Raw genomic sequence first — 16,183 nt, forward strand, 5'->3', positions numbered from 1 at the left:
CCGGTCCGACGCCTGCGGCGTCGGACCGGCAGACGTTAGAGCACTTGGTACGTCACCGTCAGGTAGTACAGCCCGCCCACGCTGGGGCCGCCCAGGAAAGAATAGTAGTATTTGTTCAGCATGTTGGTAGCACCCAGTTTAAAATTGAGTTGGGGCTTGGGTAGGGCGTAGCTTACTTGTGCATCGAGGCTGCTGAAGGCGGGCACGTAGCCGTTTACCAGGAAGGTTTGGGAGTAGTATCGGTCTTGCCAGTGGTAGTTCAGCCCGAAGCCGAAATGGTGGTAGGCATCTGGGTTGCCCAGGCTTAGGTTATAGGCCCAGCGTGGGGTATTGAAGCCGTCTTCCAGGCCGTCGCTGTTGGTGGTGCGGTCGAGGCGGGCGTAGGTGGCATTGGCGCCGGCTTGGTAGCCCTCCAGAAACGAGTAGCGTATACCGGCGCTACCACCGTAGTTATACACTTGGCTTTTGGAGTTGGTCCAGAGGCGGTAGCGGCTCTGGCTAGCGCGGGCGCTCAGGGCGGTGGCAATGGCGTTTAGGTTGTTGCCGGTGGCCGTGATGACCTCACCGGTGCCAGTGATGGGTACGTAAGCTTCTACCTGGGCAATGAAGTCGCGGTAGGCGTTGTAGTAGAAATCCACGTCCACCAGCAGCCTACCCTCTGGCAGCAGCGCCGTCTTGTAGCCCAGTTCCAACGACTTAATGTATTCGGGCTTGAGGTAGGTGTAGGTGTTCGGCTCCAGCAAACCTTGGTTTTGCGTAATGGCCTGAGAGCGGCTCAACCCGCCGGTGTTCACACCCCGCGTCACGGCGGCGTTGAACGCGTCAATGCTGGTGCGTAGATAGCTGTTCTCAAACACCCCATTCGACATCACTCGCAGGCCACCCACGCGCTGCACCTGCCCGCTGTTCACGTTGGAAAAGCCTTCAAACAAGCTCGGGAAGCGGTAGCCACTCTGGTAGCTCAGCCGGAAGTTGTGGCGCTGGGTAGGCGAGTATACGGCCGTGAAGCGCGGGTTGAAGCGGGTAGAAAAGTAATCGTTTTTGTCGGCGCGGCCGGTGGCGGTGAGGCGGACTTTATCCTGCCACAAGTGCGCGCCTACCTGCACAAAGCCGCCCGTTTTAGAGTAGGTTAGGTTGTCCTGAAGTGGGTCTTTGCCAGGATTGGGGTTGCGGAAGTAGTTGCCGTCGGGCACTACCACGTAGGTGCGGTGGTCGGCGCCGGCTAGTAGGTCCAGCCACTGCGGAAAGCTGCCGCGGGGCCGGCGACGCAGAGCTTCTGCCACATTCACCTGGCCCTCGGCATGAATCAGGTCGGACTGCACGCGCAGGGCCGCACCCCGGTCCCAGTTGTTGATGTTTTGGAGTTGGCGTAGACGGTCCTGGAACGCGGGCGTGCCGGGCTGTAGCCTACCCGCATCGGCGGCGGCGCGGGCTGTGGCGTGAGCCTGGGCTACGGTTTGGCCGGCTTGGGTAGCGGCGTTCCAGGCGGCGGTGTATTCGCGGTTCCACATGGCGTCGGGCTTGAAGCTACGCTCCAGGTTTTCGCCCATGGAGCGCAGGTTGTAGCTCCGGCCGGTATTCTCGCGGGTGAGGTAGGCGCGGGCCTGCACCACTGGGCTGTTCAGCGAAATTCCGTGCTGCTGCACGCGGTAGTCTTGCAGCCGAAAGCGGTTGGAACGCTGGTAAATGTTGTCGAGGCTGCTGAAGCGGTAGGTATAGGCCAGTTCGGTGCGACTGTTCAGCTTGTAGTGCAGTGCGCCATCTGTTTTGATGGTTTGCAGCGTGTAATCGGTCACGTCCTGCTCCCGGTAGCCGGTGCGCGCCACTTGGTAGGTTTTGCCGCCCAGCGTCAGGTTCGAGCGGTCCGACGACTCGTTGCCGTAGCTGCTCACAGGATCTTTGGCCGGATTATCAGCCCCAAACAGGCCCGTAGTCGCATTGCCATTGGGGTTGATGTCGGTGTAGTTGTCGGCCACCCAGTCGTAGCCGCGCAGGTAGGTGGCGTTTAGCTTAAAGGCCAGCTTATCAACCAGCAGCACCTTGGCGTAGCGCAGGCTGGTTTCGGTGTAGGGGTGCACGCCGGTACTCCGGTCGTTGAGGTGGTTGAGGCCGGTTTTTTGCTGCACGCTCAATCCTTCGGAAGTAAACGGGTTGCGGGTCGCGAAATTCGCCAGACCGTTAATAGCGTTCAGCCCGTACAACGCCGCCGCCGTGCCGGGCACGATTTCCACGCTTTGAATATCCAAATCGCTCGGCCCCATGGCGTTGCCAATGGGCGCGCCCAGATGCGGAGCCTGGTTGTCCATGCCATCCACCAGTTGCACAAAGCGCACGTTGGTGGTGTTCGTGAAGCCGCGGGCATTTATCACCTTGAAACCCAGGCTGGGCGTAATCACCTGCACGCCCTTCACGTGTTCAATGGCATCAAAAAACGACGGTGCGGGCGTGAGGCGTAGCTCCCGCAGTCCCAGCTTTTCCACCGTCACCGGCGACTTCAGGATGCTCTCCTGCACTTTGGAAGCTGCTACCACCACATCGTGTAGTACAATGGGTGCCTTGCGGGCGGTATCGGCCGGGGCGGGGGTAGGGCGCACTTGCTGGGCTAGCACCACGCCTGGTGCCACCAGCAACAGACTGAGGCAAACCATACGACGGCGGGAAGTAGGCTGAAGGGGGTAGCCGTTTGGGTGCATAGAACAGCGTTATATTTTGTTGAATATAACGCTTAAATCGGGTAGATGTTTAGCACTTCAGCGCTTCCGCGGTATTCTTGTGCCATAATCAGCCTATGCCTCTTGCCCCCTTACCCTAGCAGCCGCTCGGTTTCCTGCTGAATAAATTCCTGAAAACGCACCTGCGCGGCGCTGAACACTTCCAGCACCTGCCGGCCGGCCGGCGTGAGCACGGTGCCGCCGCCGTGCGAGCCGCCGGTTTGCGTGCTCACCAGCGGCGTGTTCACCTGCGCATTCATAGAATTTACCAGGTCCCAGGCTTTCTTGTAGGACATGCCCATGGCCTGCGCGGCTTTGGAAATAGAACCCGTTTCGGCAATGTGGCCCAATAGCTCCAGCCGACCAATGCCCAAGAACCGGTCGGCGGGGCCTTGCAGCCACAGGCGGCCGTCTAGGCGGAAGCTTTCGGGGGTAAGTAGCAGCTCTTTCATGGCCTGAACATACGTGCATTACGCCGACATTGCCCGTTTGGCCTTGCTTCCTGCTCAGGCTAGCGGCTCAGGCAGAAGCCCTTCCGCAAAAAGAAGTAGGGAGTGGCGCCGTGGTTTTCTATCTTTACCAAGCCTATAGTGTCTGCAAGGGCTTCTTTGGCCGGTGGCTTCGCCACTGACTTCTCTTCCTTTCCTGCTTTTCAATTTGCTATGAAATTGCACCTACTCACTACCCTGGTTTTGGCGTGTGGCACGCTGACGGTGGCGGCCCAGGAGGCCTCTTACCAGCTACCTCCCAAGGCCATTGTGGATCTGGTGGAGGCCCCGCCCACGCCCCGCGTTAGTTTTTCCTCCAATGGGCAGTGGATGCTGATGATGAGCGTGCAGGACATGCCCACCATCGACGAGTTGTCGCAGCCGGAGCTGCGCATTGCGGGCCTGCGCCTAAACCCGCGCACCAATGGCCCCAGCCGCGTGAGCTACTCTACCAGCCTGCGCCTCAAGCGCCTACCCGATGGCAAGGAGTTGCTGGTACAGGGCCTACCCAAAACGGCCCGCATCAGCGAGGTAGGCTGGTCGCCGGACAACACCAAACTAGCTTTCACCAACACCACCGACAAGCACGTGGAGTTGTGGCTAGTGGATGTAGCTGCCGCCTCGGCCCGCCTAGTGCCCAACCTGTTTCTGAACAGTGCCTTCGGCGACTCCTACACCTGGACGCCCGATAGCAAGTCGCTGCTGGCCACGGCGGTAGTAGGCGGCCGGGGCGAGATACCCGCTTCCAACGTGGCCCCTACCGGCCCTACCGTGCAGGAAAATGCAGGCCGAAAAGCGGCAGCCCGTACCTACCAAGACCTACTGAAAAACCCCGCCGATGAACGTCTGTTTGACTACTACGCCACGGCGCAGGTAGTGAAGGTGGACGTAAGTGGTCGGATGCAGCCATTGGGCTCACCGGGCGTTATCGAGTCGGCCAGGCCCTCACCCGATGGCCGCTTTGTGCTGGTGAAAACCCGGCATCGCCCCTATTCCTACACCTTGCCCGTGAGCAGCTTTCCGCAGCGGGTAGATGTGCTGAATATTGACGGTACGCTGGCCAAAAACCTCGTGGATTTGCCCCTGGCCGACAACGTACCCATTGCTTTCGATGCCGTGCCCGTTGGGCCGCGGGGCCACAACTGGCGCGCCGATGCGCCGGCTACCCTGTATTGGGCCGAGGCTCAGGACGGCGGCAATCTTAAGAAAGACGTGCCAGTACACGACAAAGTGTTTATGCTGGCGGCGCCTTTCGATGGCACCACGCAGCTACTGGCCGAGCTACCCCTGCGCTACCGCGGCATCCAGTGGGGTACCAACACGCTGGCTCTGGCCAACGGCTACCGCTGGGCCGACCGCAAGGAAATGACTTGGGTAGTGAACCCCAGCGCGCCGGCTACCGCCCCCACGGTGCTGTTCGACCATTCCTCGCAAGACACCTACCACGACCCTGGCTCGCCGGCCCAACACCGCAATGCAGCCGGCTACCCGGTGCTGTTTACGGGTAAAAACAGTGACGTTATTTACCTGATGGGCCAAGGAGCATCGCCGGAGGGCGACCGGCCCTTTGTGGATGCTCTGAACCTCAAAACCCGCAAGACGGAACGCTGGTGGCGCTCAGCGGCGCCCTACTACGAGGTGCCCGTGGCCATGCTAAGCGCCGACCGCCACGAGTTTGTCACCCGGCGCGAATCGGCCACGCAGCCAGCCAACTATTACCTGCGTCAGAACAGTCGCCTAACGCCGCTCACCAGCTTCCCCAATCCGTACGCGGCCATTGGCTCTCTGAAAAAGCAGGTGCTGCAATACAAGCGCCCCGATGGGGTAGCCCTCACAGCCAACCTCTACCTGCCACCTAACTACAAAAAAGAAGATGGCCCCCTGCCTACCCTCATGGAGGCCTACCCCCGCGAGTACAAAGACAAGAACGACGCCGGTCAGGTGAGCGGCTCGCCCTACACGTTCACGCGGTTCGGGTGGTCGTCGCCGGTGTTTTGGGTGACGCAGGGCTACGCCGTGATGCAGGGCGTGAGCATTCCGATTGTGGGTGAGGGCACCAAGGAGCCCAACGACACCTATACCGAGCAGCTGGTGGCCTCGGCCAAAGCCGCCATCGACGAGGGCGCCCGCCTGGGCGTGGTAGACCCCAAGCGCGTGGCTGTGATGGGCCACAGCTACGGCGCCTTTATGACGGCCAATCTGCTGGCGCACTCCAACTTATTCAGGGCGGGCATTGCGCGCAGCGGGGCATACAATCGCACCCTCACGCCCTTCGGTTTCCAGGCCGAGGAGCGCACCTTCTGGCAGGCACCGCAGGTGTACCAAGCCATGTCGCCCTTCAACTACGCCGACAGAATCAAGACGCCGATTCTGTTGATTCACGGCGAGGCCGACAACAACTCCGGCACTTTCCCGCTGCAAAGCGAGCGGTTCTATAATGCCCTGAAAGGCCACGGCGCCACCGTGCGCTATGTGGTCCTACCCTACGAAGCCCACAGCTACGCCGCCCGCGAAAACATCCTGCACATGTTGTGGGAGATGAATAGCTGGCTGGATAAGTACGTGAAAAGCCCCGCCCCTGCGTCATCATCTACTCAAAACACGGGCGACGTGGGCGCAACCAACGGGAAATAGATTCCGCGGCTGACGTACCCGAACGTCATTTCGACCATTCTGCGCATCGAGCAGAGAAGAGAAATTTCGTGTACTGACATTTGAACGTCATGCGGAGCTTGTCGAAGCATCTCTACCGCTTTGTCTGATAGTAGTCAGATGACGCACGGTAGGGATACTTCGACAAGCTCCGCATGACGTTCTGCTTTATTGGCGTTATGTTCTTTTATACCGCTTACCTCCATCTGCATGCAGCTTTCGGCCCTATACACGCTTCTTTTCCTCGAAACCCTATCTTGCAGCCACTAACCTACCCTATTCCCTTGTCCATGAAAAAATATTTGCTGCCCGTCTGCTTGCTTTTGTTGAGCAGTCCACTATTCGCCCAAAAAACCGCAACCGCTAAGAAGCCCAAGACCAGCAACACGCAGCAAAAGCCTGATCAGCGGGCCGGCAATCCTATCTTCCCCGGCTGGTATGCCGACCCGGAAGGCGCTATTTTTCAGAAGCAATATTGGGTCTACCCTACCTACTCAGCGAAGTATAAAGAGCAGGTTTTCTTCGATGCCTTTTCCTCGCCCGACCTCGTGACGTGGACCAAGCACCACGCCATCTTGGACACTGCCCGCGTAAAATGGGCTAAAATGGCCATGTGGGCGCCCGCCATCATCGAAAAAGATAAGCGCTACTATCTGTTTTTTGGGGCCAACGACATCCAGAACGACCAGGAGCGCGGTGGCATTGGCGTGGCCGTGGCCGATAAGCCAGGCGGACCCTACAAAGACTACCTGGGCAAGCCTCTGGTAGACAAGTTTTACAATGGCGCCCAGCCTATCGATCAGTTTGTGTTCAAAGATCCCAAAGACGGGCAGCATTACCTGATTTATGGCGGCTGGAAGCATTGCAATATCGCCAAGCTGAAGAACGACTTCACGGGGTTTGTGCCGTTTGAGGACGGCACCACGTTCCGCGAAATCACGCCCCAGCAGTATGTAGAGGGCCCATTTATGTTTGTGCGCAACAACAAGTACTACTTTATGTGGTCGGAGGGCGGCTGGACCGGCCCCAACTACTCGGTGGCCTACGCCGTAGCCGATTCGCCATTCGGGCCGTTTCAACGGGTAGGCAAGATTTTGCAGCAAGACCCCAGCATTGCCACCGGCGCAGGGCACCATTCCGTGATGCAGGTACCAGGCAAGGATGAATGGTACATCGTGTACCACCGCCGCCCACTGGGCGAAACCGACGGCAACCACCGCGTCACCTGCATCGACCGCATGGAATTCAACGCCGATGGCACCATCAAACCCGTGCAAATGACCAATACCAGCGTGTCGGCTAAGCTCCTCCGTTAACAACGCAACCGGGCCGCAGGCGAGGTCGTTAAAGGCTCTAGAAACACAATTTTCTAACCTGACTTGAACGACCATGAAATTCTTCAAATTCTTCCTTGCTAGCCTGCTGGTATTTGCTCTGTTAGGCACTACTATTTCCACCGCGCAAGCGCAAGACAAGCCTAAGAAAGGCTGGAGTAAAAAAGCCAAAGGTGCCGCTATCGGCGGTGGTGCGGGCGTAGTAGGCGGTGCCCTGCTGGGCGGTACCAAAGGCGCTATTATCGGCGGTGCTGCTGGCACGGTAGCCGGTGGTGCCGTGGGTCGCAACAAAGACAAGAAGAAAGACCCCGCTCGCTACCGCAAGTACAAAAACAACTAAGCTGAGCTTACGCTCCACAAAACGCCCCGACTACCTAGCGTAATTGGGGCGTTTTGATTTGTCATCATATTAAATTGTCTATCATCCTAAGCGCAGCGAAGGACCTTATCACATTAGCACGACAATCGTCAAAAAGACTTATTCACACGTGAGAAGGTCCTTCGCTGCGCTCAGGATGACAGACGATTTTGTAAAGTCTAATAATATCACTGCGTCACCCAAGTCACCTTTTCGGCGATGGGCTTGCGGGTACTGCGGGCGGTGGCGCCTTCCTTGGGGTAGCCAAGCCAGAAGATACCTAGCAGACGGTCGGCTGGCTCTAGGCCGAAGAAGGGCTTGGCCTCTTCAATGTAGGTGACACCACCGCTACCCCAAAAGCCAGCCAGGCCGTAGGCAGTAGCCGTAAGATGCAGGTTTTGCACGGCGCATGCTACGGCCTCTACCTCTTCTACCTCGGGCACTTCGTCGGTTCGTTTCAAACCAATGGCAATGGCGTGCGACGACAGCAGCGGCATCTGCGCCAGCTTTTCGTACTTGGCCTGCTGAAATTTCTCGCCGGCGTGCCGCTTGTAGGTTTCGCTCTGGAAGGTAGCCAGCCGTTGCAAGCCCGCCCCGCTGAACACCACAAAACGCCAGGGCTCAGTACGTTTGTGGGTAGGCGCCCAGTTGGCGTTTTCGAGTAGTTGCTGGATGATTTCGTCGGGAATGATGCGACCCGGCGCGAACTGGACGGGTTGCAGGCTGCGCCGCTCGTGCACCAAGCGGTTGATTTGCTCAACATCAAAAGGGAAGTCGGAAGCTTCTGCCATTGGATTACGGGGTTGTTTACAGGTAAAGTCGTTGCTTTGGTCAGATGTTTCGGGCAGATTTTCGTTAGAATACCTTCCACTACCCTTCTTTTCTAATGCACCTTTTTGTTTATACCCCACTCACCGAGCCCGAGCGGCAGCGCCTCCTCGACCAACTTCCCGCCGATATTCACGCCGTATTCCGCTCTCTATTAGACAAGTCGGAAGAAGCTGCTGCCTTCCAGAAAGCCGAGCTACTGTTGGGCAACCCACCGCCCGAGTGGTTCGCGGAGCACGAGCCCACCAACCTGCAGTTCTGGCAAATAGACTCGGCAGGCTTTGAGCGTTACCAAGCCCTGCGCCCCACCTACCCCGTGGCCAACATGGGCGACTACTTTGCCTGGCCCTGCGCCGAGACGATGGTAGCCGGGTTGCTGGCGCACTACCGCCATCTACCCGAGCTGCTAGCCCTACAAGGCCGCCAGGAGTGGCACCGTGGCTCCTGGCAGGGCCGCCTGGGGCTATTGCGCGAGAAGCGCGTGATTATCCTGGGCTCGGGTACCATTGGGCAGGCGGTGCAACAGCAGCTTACCGGCTTCAATTGCCACGTGCAACTGCTGGCCCGCACCGATCCACGTGCGCAGCTGCACTCCAAGGAGGAATTGCGCGCCGCCCTACCTGACACCGATATTGTGGTGAATTGCCTACCTGGCAGTGCCGACGGTTTCTTCTCGGCTTATCTTATTGAGGCCATGCCCCCGCACAGCGTATATGCCAGCGTGGGCCGCGGCAACACCACCGACGAGCCCGCCCTCATTGCCGCGCTGCGCGCCAACCGTCTCGCTGGCGCCGTGCTGGACGTAACGGCCCAGGAGCCCCTACCCGCCGACAGCCCCCTTTGGACCCTGCCCCACGTCATCCTGACCCAGCACACCGGCGGCAACCAACCCGGCGAAAACGACGCCAAGGTGGACCAGTTCCTGCGCAACCTGCATCGGTTTCAACGGAAAGAAGAGCTGGAAAACCCGGTGGACGTGTCGAAAGGGTATTAGTGTCTGCTACGCAACATTCTAGGCGGCGGTGTAACGGATGATGGTCACACCGTGCAGATGATTCAGACCCAAGCACGGCCACGTGCAAAGGCCATACACCGCCCCTAGTAATATCCTGGCTAAGTGAGAGCGGACTTTCGCGTCCGTTTTTACGGGTTTCGCTGAGTCGTCCGCTGCTACCTTCGAGCATACGCCTGAAGCCACATGAAGCGGTATTAAGGCGACGAAGCTGGTGGATTAAGTGCAACATAGCGCCTCACCCCCGGCCCCGCTCTTGTGTTGGAAAAGGGCCGGGAGGCAAGGTACCCCTCCACGCAACGCCTACCCTACCCAGGTGTCTCTACCTTGCCCACTACTAACCCTTCCGTCTTGCGCCCTACCCCCCTCGCCTCCTGCCGCTTGATTCTGCTACTACTTGTGCTGCTGGGAGGGGTAGGAACGATGCCAACGGGCTGGGCACAACCGGCGCTGTCCCTTATTCCGCGGCCGGTGCAGGCGACTACTACCGGGCAGGTGTTCGTACTCAGCCGGCACACGGCGTTGCAGGTAGGCCCTGGCCTATCGGCTGAGCCGGCTACCCGCTTTCGGCAGTACGTGCAGCAGATGAGCAGAGTGGAAATAGGGCTGAAGTCGACAAAGCGTCGCACCGACGTGTTGGTGCTGCAACTAGATAGCACCGCCGTGCCGCAACCCGAAGGCTACAAGCTGACGATAGATTCGCGCCGTGTGACGGTAACCGGCCACGACGAAGCGGGCGTGTTCTACGGCTTGCAGACGCTGAGCCAACTGGTACCGCCTGGTAAGGCCGACCGCGTAGCGCTGCCAGGCTGCACCATCACCGACTACCCCCGCTTTGCCTACCGTGGCATGCACCTCGACGTGAGCCGTCACCTGTTTCCGGTTGACACCCTTAAGAAGTGGCTGGATGTGCTGGCGTTTTACAAGATCAACACGTTTCACTGGCACCTCACCGACGATCAGGGCTGGCGCATCGAAATCAAGAAGTACCCACGCCTGCAAACCGTAGCGGCCTTTCGCGACGAAACCCTGATCGGACATAAGCGCGACCTACCCCACCGTTTCGACGGGCAACGCTACGGCGGCTATTACTCCCAGGAAGAGGTGCGCGACCTGGTGCGCTACGCCGCCCAGCGCCACATCACCATCATTCCCGAAATTGAACTGCCAGGTCACGCCTCGGCGGCGCTGACGGCCTACCCCGAGTTGGGCTGCACGGGTGGCCCCTACCATACTGCTACCTTCTGGGGCGTGTTCGACGACGTGTATTGCGCCGGCAACGAGGCCACGTTTGCGTTTCTCACCGATGTACTCGATGAGGTAGCGGCGCTGTTTCCGGGCCAGTACCTGCACATTGGTGGCGACGAATGCCCCAAAACTCGCTGGAAGGTTTGCCCCAAGTGCCAGCGCCGCATACAAGAGGAGCATCTGCGCGATGAGCGAGAATTGCAGAGCTACTTCGTGCGGCGCATCAGTCGGCATTTGGCTACATTGAATAAGCGCCTGCTGGGCTGGGACGAAATCCTGGAGGGCGGCCTACCCCCTGCGGCTACGGTAATGAGCTGGACCGGCGAGCAAGGCGGCATAGAGGCCGCGCGCCTGGGCCACGACGTGGTGATGACGCCCGAAAAACAGGTATACCTCGATTACTTCCAAACCCTCTACCCCACCGACTCGCTGGCGGCCGGCGGCTACACGCCTCTGCGCCGACTCTACCGCTACGAGCCCGTACCGGCCGAGCTGACGCCCGCCCAGGCCCGCCACGTGCGGGGCGTGCAGGCCAACGTCTGGACCGAGTACATGCCCACGGCCGGCAAATTGGAGTACATGGTATTTCCGCGCCTATTGGCCTTGTCCGAAATTGCGTGGTCGCCACGGGCAGAACGTGACTACCCCGCGTTTTTGCAGCGTGTGCGCACCCACGACCCCGTACTGCGCCGTCGGGGCGTAGCGCCCTCGCGCACCTACGACTGGGTGAACGACTCGCTTTGGGCCGGTCCACGAAACCTACCCCAGCTACAACTACGCACCACTGCCCCTACTGGCGTGCTGCACTTCACCACCGATGGCAGTGCGCCTACCCCACAAAGCCCGGTGTACCAAGCGCCGCTGTCCATCGACAGGAGCTGTGTGGTGCAGGCAGCTGTGTTTGAGGGGGATACCCTGGTGCAGCCCATCTACCGCCGGGAGTTTACCATCAGCCTCGCCACTGGCAAGCCCGTCACGCTGGCCCACCCGCCAGCGGGTAGCTACCACCAGGGTCGTTCGCTGTGGGGCATGGTGGATGGGGCGGCGGGCAGCCCCCGCTACAACGAGGGGCAGTGGTACGGCTTTAGCGGCACCGACCTAGAGGCGACCCTAGATCTGGGCGCTGTGCAGCAGATTCGTACCTTGGGCACCCACGTGCTCAACTACCACTGGCAGAAAATGTGGCCCCCTACCGCGTTGGTTTTCGCTGTCTCTACTGATGGCGTGCACTACCGCGAGGTGTACCGGCAAACCGCGTTTCCTGCGAACGGCATCAACCTGGTGCGCGCTACTATTGCGCCGGTGTCGGCGCGCTATGTGCGCGTGACGGCTCGCAACCAAGGCGTTGTTCCGGCCGGGGAGTACGGGGCAGGCGGGAAGGCCTGGCTGCTGGTAGACGAGTTGTATGTAAACTAAGACTGCATGACCATCACGATTGTTCTGCTCTGCATTGTAGGCCTGGTGCTGCTGATTGCCCTCGGCAAAATCAACGCCTTTGTAGCTTTTCTGCTGATTTCGGTGGTGGCTGGTGTGCTGCTGGGCATGCCCCTGGCTGACATTCCCAAGTCCATTGAGAAGGGCATGGGCGACACGCTGGGCTCGTTGGTGATTATTCTGTGCTTTGGGGCTATGCTGGGCAAACTGCTAGCCGAAAGCGGAGCCGCTGAGAAGCTGGCCGCCGCCCTCATGCAGGCCTTCGGCCCGCGCTATATCCAATGGGCTATGGTGGTGGCCGGTTTCGTGATTGGCATTCCGCTGTTCTACGGCATCGGCTTTGTATTGCTCGTGCCGCTCATTTTTTCGGTGGCGTATCAGTACAAGCTGCCCGCCATCTACATTGGCTTGCCCATGCTGTCGGCTTTGTCGGTCACGCACGGCTTCCTACCCCCGCACCCTTCGCCTACGGCCCTGGTGGTGCAGTTTGATGCCAACATGGGGCAGACTCTGCTCTACGGCTTGGCCGTGGCTATTCCGACCATCATCATTGCCGGGCCGCTGTTTGCCCGCACGCTCACCGGTATTGTGTCGCGGCCGTTGCAGGCGTTTGCCGCCACGACACCCGCCGCCAACCCGCCCGGCACGGCCAACAGCTTTTTCACGGCCCTGCTGCCGGTGCTGCTGCTGATGCTGGCCGCCGGCTACCCCTTCCTCACCGGCCTACCCTTCCAGCGCGTAATGGCCCTGTTGGGGCAACCATCCATCGTGATGCTGCTGGCTGTAGCCTACGCCACCTACTCACTGGGGCTGAAGCAGGGCCGCACCATGCCGCAAATTATGGCCATCTACGCCGATGCGGTGAAGGACATCAGCATGATCTTACTCATCATTGGGGCCTCCGGGGCACTCAAGCAGGTGCTCACCGATAGCGGCGCCAGCCTAGCCATTGCCGAGCAGCTGCAGCACGTAGCCCTACCCCCGTTGGTGCTGGGCTGGCTGATGGCGGCCATCATTCGGGCGTGCGTAGGCTCGGCCACCGTGGCGGGTCTCACTACGGCCGGCCTCATTGCCCCGCTGCTCCAGCAAACCCATACCAACCCCAACCTGATGGTGCTGGCCGTGGGCGCGGGCAGCCTGATGTTCTCCCACGTCAACGACTCGGGCTTCTGGCTGTTTAAGGAATACTTCAACGTGAGCGTAAAAGACACGCTCCGCTCCTGGTCGGTGATGGAAGCCCTGGTGGGCGGCTTGGGCCTGGTAGGCGTGTTGTTGCTGGACCTGTTCGTGTAGAAACAACCACACCTATTAGTCCTCTTGTTTGCACGACATTTAACACTTAAAACTCAACATTTCTCTGATGTCAACTCCTTCCGAAAACTTCGCTGCCACTGGTCTAAACCTGCCACCCGCTCCTACCCCGCTAGGTGTGTACAAGCCCTACCTCATCGATGGAAAGTACCTCTATGTATCGGGTCACGGACCGGTGCAGGATGATAAGAGCCTGATTATCGGCCGCATCGGCGACGCCCTGGATATGGAGCAGGGCAAGCTGGCCGCCCAGCAAGTGGGCCTCACCATTCTCTCTACCATCGCCACGCACCTAGGCAGCCTGGATAAGGTGAAGCGCGTGATAAAGGTATTGGGCATGGTGAATTGCACCCCTGATTTTGAGCGTCACCCCTACATCATCAACGGGTGCAGCGAGCTATTTGCGAAGGTGTGGGGCCCCGAAAACGGCATCGGCGTGCGCAGCGCCGTGGGCTTCGGCTCGCTGCCGGATAATATTCCGGTGGAAATTGAAGCGCTGTTCGAACTGGCATAAGCGCCTTCGAGGACCCCACTCCCTACCTCCTCCCCCAAGAGAGGGTAGGGAGTGAGATAACCGCCTACCGTCATTTCCCTACCCTTCCTCATTATGGAAAAGGAAGAAAACTGGTTCACCCTCCAAAATGCCGACCAGCTGGATACGCCCGCGCTGGTGGTGTACCCAGAGCGAGTGCGCCGCAACCTGGCCCAGCTCACAGCCTCCATCGACGATTTAGCCCGGCTACGGCCCCACATCAAAACGCACAAAAGCGCGGAGGCGGTACAGCTGACGTTGGCCGCTGGCATCCGTAAGTTTAAGTGTGCGACCATCGCCGAAGCCGAGCTGCTGGGCCAGTGCCTGGCTCCCGATGTGCTACTGGCCTACCAGCCTATAGGACCCAAGGCGCACCGCTTCGTAGAGCTGGTGCAGCGCTACCCCCACACCACATTTTCCTGCCTAGTTGACCACTACGCAGCAGCCGAGCAGCTCAACGCCCTGGCTGCCGCAAGCGGGCTGCACATCGCCGTATTCCTGGACCTGAACGTGGGAATGAACCGCACGGGTATCGACCCGACGGCGGCATTGGCGTTGTATCAGCAGTGCGCTGCCCTACCCCATTTGCACGTGCTGGGCCTGCATGCCTACGACGGCCATATTCACGAATCCGACCTTGCCGAACGCACGGCCCGCTGTCACACGGCGTTTGCCCCAGTGGAGAAGCTGATCGAGCAGCTACGGGCAACGGGTTTGCAACCAGTAGTGGTAGTAGGTGGCACGCCTACCTACCCCATCCATGCGGCGCGGACGGGGGTAGAGTGCAGCCCCGGCACGTTTATTTACTGGGACGGAGGCTACGGCAGCGCCTTCACCGAGCAGCCGTTTGAACCGGCAGCCTTGGTGCTCACGCGAGTTATTTCACTACCTACCCCTACTACCTTGTGCGTGGATTTGGGGCACAAAGCAGTAGCTTCCGAAAGTACACTAGACAAACGCGTGACCTTTCTAAACGCCCCCCAACTGCAGCCCATTGGGCACAGCGAGGAACACTTGGTACTGGAGGCTGGGCCCGGCCACGGCTTCCGGGTAGGCGACCTGCTCTACGGCTTGCCTCATCACATTTGTCCCACCGTGGCGCTTCACGCGCAAGCGTATACCATCGACAACCATCTGGCTACGGGTACGTGGCCTACCGCGGCCCGCAACCGCACTCTAACCATCTAAACGTATGCTGCTAGTAGACGCTCACCTGGATTTGAGCATGAACGCGCTGGAGTGGAACCGCGACCTAACTCAGCCCGTGGCAACCCTCAACGCCCGCGAGGCCGGCCTCACCGACAAGCCCGACCGCGGCAATGCCGTGGTGAGCCTACCCGAGCTGCGCCGGGGCCACATTGGGCTGGTGGTGGCCACCCAGATTGCCCGCTTCGTGGCTCCCAACAATCCCCTACCCGGCTGGCACTCGCCGGCTCAGGCCTGGGCCCAAACCCAGGGCCAGCTAGCCTGGTACCAAGCCATGGAGGCGGCTGGCGAGATGGTGCAGGTGCACGACCTCCCTACCTTGGAACGGCACTTGGCCCTGTGGGCTGATGATTCACCCGTTGATACAAAACCCATCGGCTACATCCTCAGCCTGGAAGGAGCTGACTCTCTCATCAGCGTAGACTACCTGGAGCAGGCCCATCGTGCTGGTCTGCGGGCCGTGGGGCCGGCTCACTACGGTCCCGGCCGCTACGCCCAGGGCACCGATGCCACCGGCCACATGGGGCCGGCCGGTCACGCACTGCTGCGCGAGATGGAACGGCTCAACATTATTCTGGACGCCACGCACCTCTGCGACGATAGTTTCTGGGAAGCCCTCGACCACTTCAACGGCCCGGTGTGGGCCAGCCACAACAACTGCCGCGCCTTGGTAAATCATAACCGTCAGTACAGCGACGAGCAACTGAAAGCCTTGATAGCCCGCGGCGCTGTGATTGGCGGCGCCTTAGATGCCTGGATGATGGTGCCCAACTGGGTGCGGGGCGAGTCGACGCCCGTGGGCATGGGCTGCAACCTGGAGGTGGTAGTCGACCACCTGGACCACATCTGCCAACTGGCCGGCAATGCCTTACACATCGGCATCGGTTCCGACTTGGATGGTGCTTTCGGCCGCGAGCAATGCCCTTACGATTTGGAAACAATTGCCGACTTGCAACGCCTACCCGACCTACTCACCAAGCGTGGCTACTCCCACCAGGACATCGAGAACATCATGCACGGCAACTGGCTGCGGTTTCTGCGACAGGCGTGGGCCTAGCATAGAAACGGA

12 protein-coding genes are annotated in these 16,183 nt (G+C 59.9%); 9 read left to right on the forward strand and 3 right to left on the reverse strand.

From position 1 onward, the window contains the following. Positions 1-35: 35 nt before the first annotated feature. Positions 36-2,648: a TonB-dependent receptor gene (locus MUN82_RS14450; protein ID WP_245091527.1), complete on the reverse strand. Its 2,613-nt coding sequence runs from the start codon at positions 2,646-2,648 to the stop codon at positions 36-38. A 155-nt stretch (positions 2,649-2,803) separates the two neighbouring features. After that, entirely contained in the window at positions 2,804-3,163 is a 360-nt protein-coding gene (locus tag MUN82_RS14455) for a winged helix-turn-helix domain-containing protein (protein ID WP_245091529.1), read from the reverse strand. 210 nt (positions 3,164-3,373) lie between these two features. Here MUN82_RS14455 and MUN82_RS14460 point away from each other — a divergent pair, with 210 nt between their 5' ends. From MUN82_RS14460 to MUN82_RS14470, 3 genes are all read left to right on the forward strand, one after another. Continuing rightward, entirely contained in the window at positions 3,374-5,833 is a 2,460-nt protein-coding gene (locus tag MUN82_RS14460; protein ID WP_245091531.1) for a prolyl oligopeptidase family serine peptidase, read from the forward strand. A gap of 308 nt (positions 5,834-6,141) precedes the next feature. Beyond that, positions 6,142-7,167 carry a glycoside hydrolase family 43 protein gene (locus MUN82_RS14465; protein WP_245091533.1) on the forward strand — a complete coding sequence of 342 codons (1,026 nt, stop codon included), beginning with the start codon at positions 6,142-6,144 and terminating at the stop codon, positions 7,165-7,167. 73 nt (positions 7,168-7,240) lie between these two features. After that, entirely contained in the window at positions 7,241-7,525 is a 285-nt protein-coding gene (locus MUN82_RS14470; RefSeq protein WP_245091535.1) for a YMGG-like glycine zipper-containing protein, read from the forward strand. Positions 7,526-7,731: 206 nt separating this feature from the next. On the opposite strand, the gene MUN82_RS14475 is transcribed toward MUN82_RS14470, so the two are convergent. Beyond that, positions 7,732-8,334: a nitroreductase family protein gene (locus MUN82_RS14475; RefSeq protein ID WP_245091537.1), complete on the reverse strand. Its 603-nt coding sequence runs from the start codon at positions 8,332-8,334 to the stop codon at positions 7,732-7,734. Positions 8,335-8,429: 95 nt separating this feature from the next. Here MUN82_RS14475 and MUN82_RS14480 point away from each other — a divergent pair, with 95 nt between their 5' ends. The 6 genes from MUN82_RS14480 to MUN82_RS14505 all read left to right on the forward strand — a co-directional run bounded on the left by MUN82_RS14480 (position 8,430) and on the right by MUN82_RS14505 (position 16,171). Beyond that, complete coding sequence (locus MUN82_RS14480; RefSeq protein ID WP_245091539.1) at positions 8,430-9,365, forward strand: D-2-hydroxyacid dehydrogenase; 936 nt, start codon at positions 8,430-8,432, stop codon at positions 9,363-9,365. A gap of 345 nt (positions 9,366-9,710) precedes the next feature. Then, on the forward strand, positions 9,711-12,047 hold the full coding sequence (locus MUN82_RS14485) for a glycoside hydrolase family 20 protein (RefSeq protein ID WP_245091541.1): 2,337 nt from the start codon (positions 9,711-9,713) through the stop codon (positions 12,045-12,047). Positions 12,048-12,053: 6 nt separating this feature from the next. Further along, on the forward strand, positions 12,054-13,358 hold the full coding sequence (locus MUN82_RS14490) for a GntT/GntP/DsdX family permease (protein WP_245091543.1): 1,305 nt from the start codon (positions 12,054-12,056) through the stop codon (positions 13,356-13,358). A 67-nt stretch (positions 13,359-13,425) separates the two neighbouring features. Then, the gene (locus MUN82_RS14495; RefSeq protein WP_245091545.1) at positions 13,426-13,890 is read left to right on the forward strand and encodes a RidA family protein; all 465 of its coding nucleotides are present in this window, start codon (positions 13,426-13,428) and stop codon (positions 13,888-13,890) included. 93 nt (positions 13,891-13,983) lie between these two features. Continuing rightward, positions 13,984-15,096, forward strand: coding sequence for a D-TA family PLP-dependent enzyme (locus MUN82_RS14500; RefSeq protein ID WP_245091547.1), 1,113 nt, complete (start codon positions 13,984-13,986; stop codon positions 15,094-15,096). 4 nt (positions 15,097-15,100) lie between these two features. Beyond that, entirely contained in the window at positions 15,101-16,171 is a 1,071-nt protein-coding gene (locus MUN82_RS14505) for a dipeptidase (RefSeq protein ID WP_245091549.1), read from the forward strand. Positions 16,172-16,183 lie beyond the last annotated feature (12 nt).

Source organism: Hymenobacter aerilatus (assembly GCF_022921095.1).
GTDB classification, from domain to species: domain Bacteria; phylum Bacteroidota; class Bacteroidia; order Cytophagales; family Hymenobacteraceae; genus Hymenobacter; species Hymenobacter aerilatus.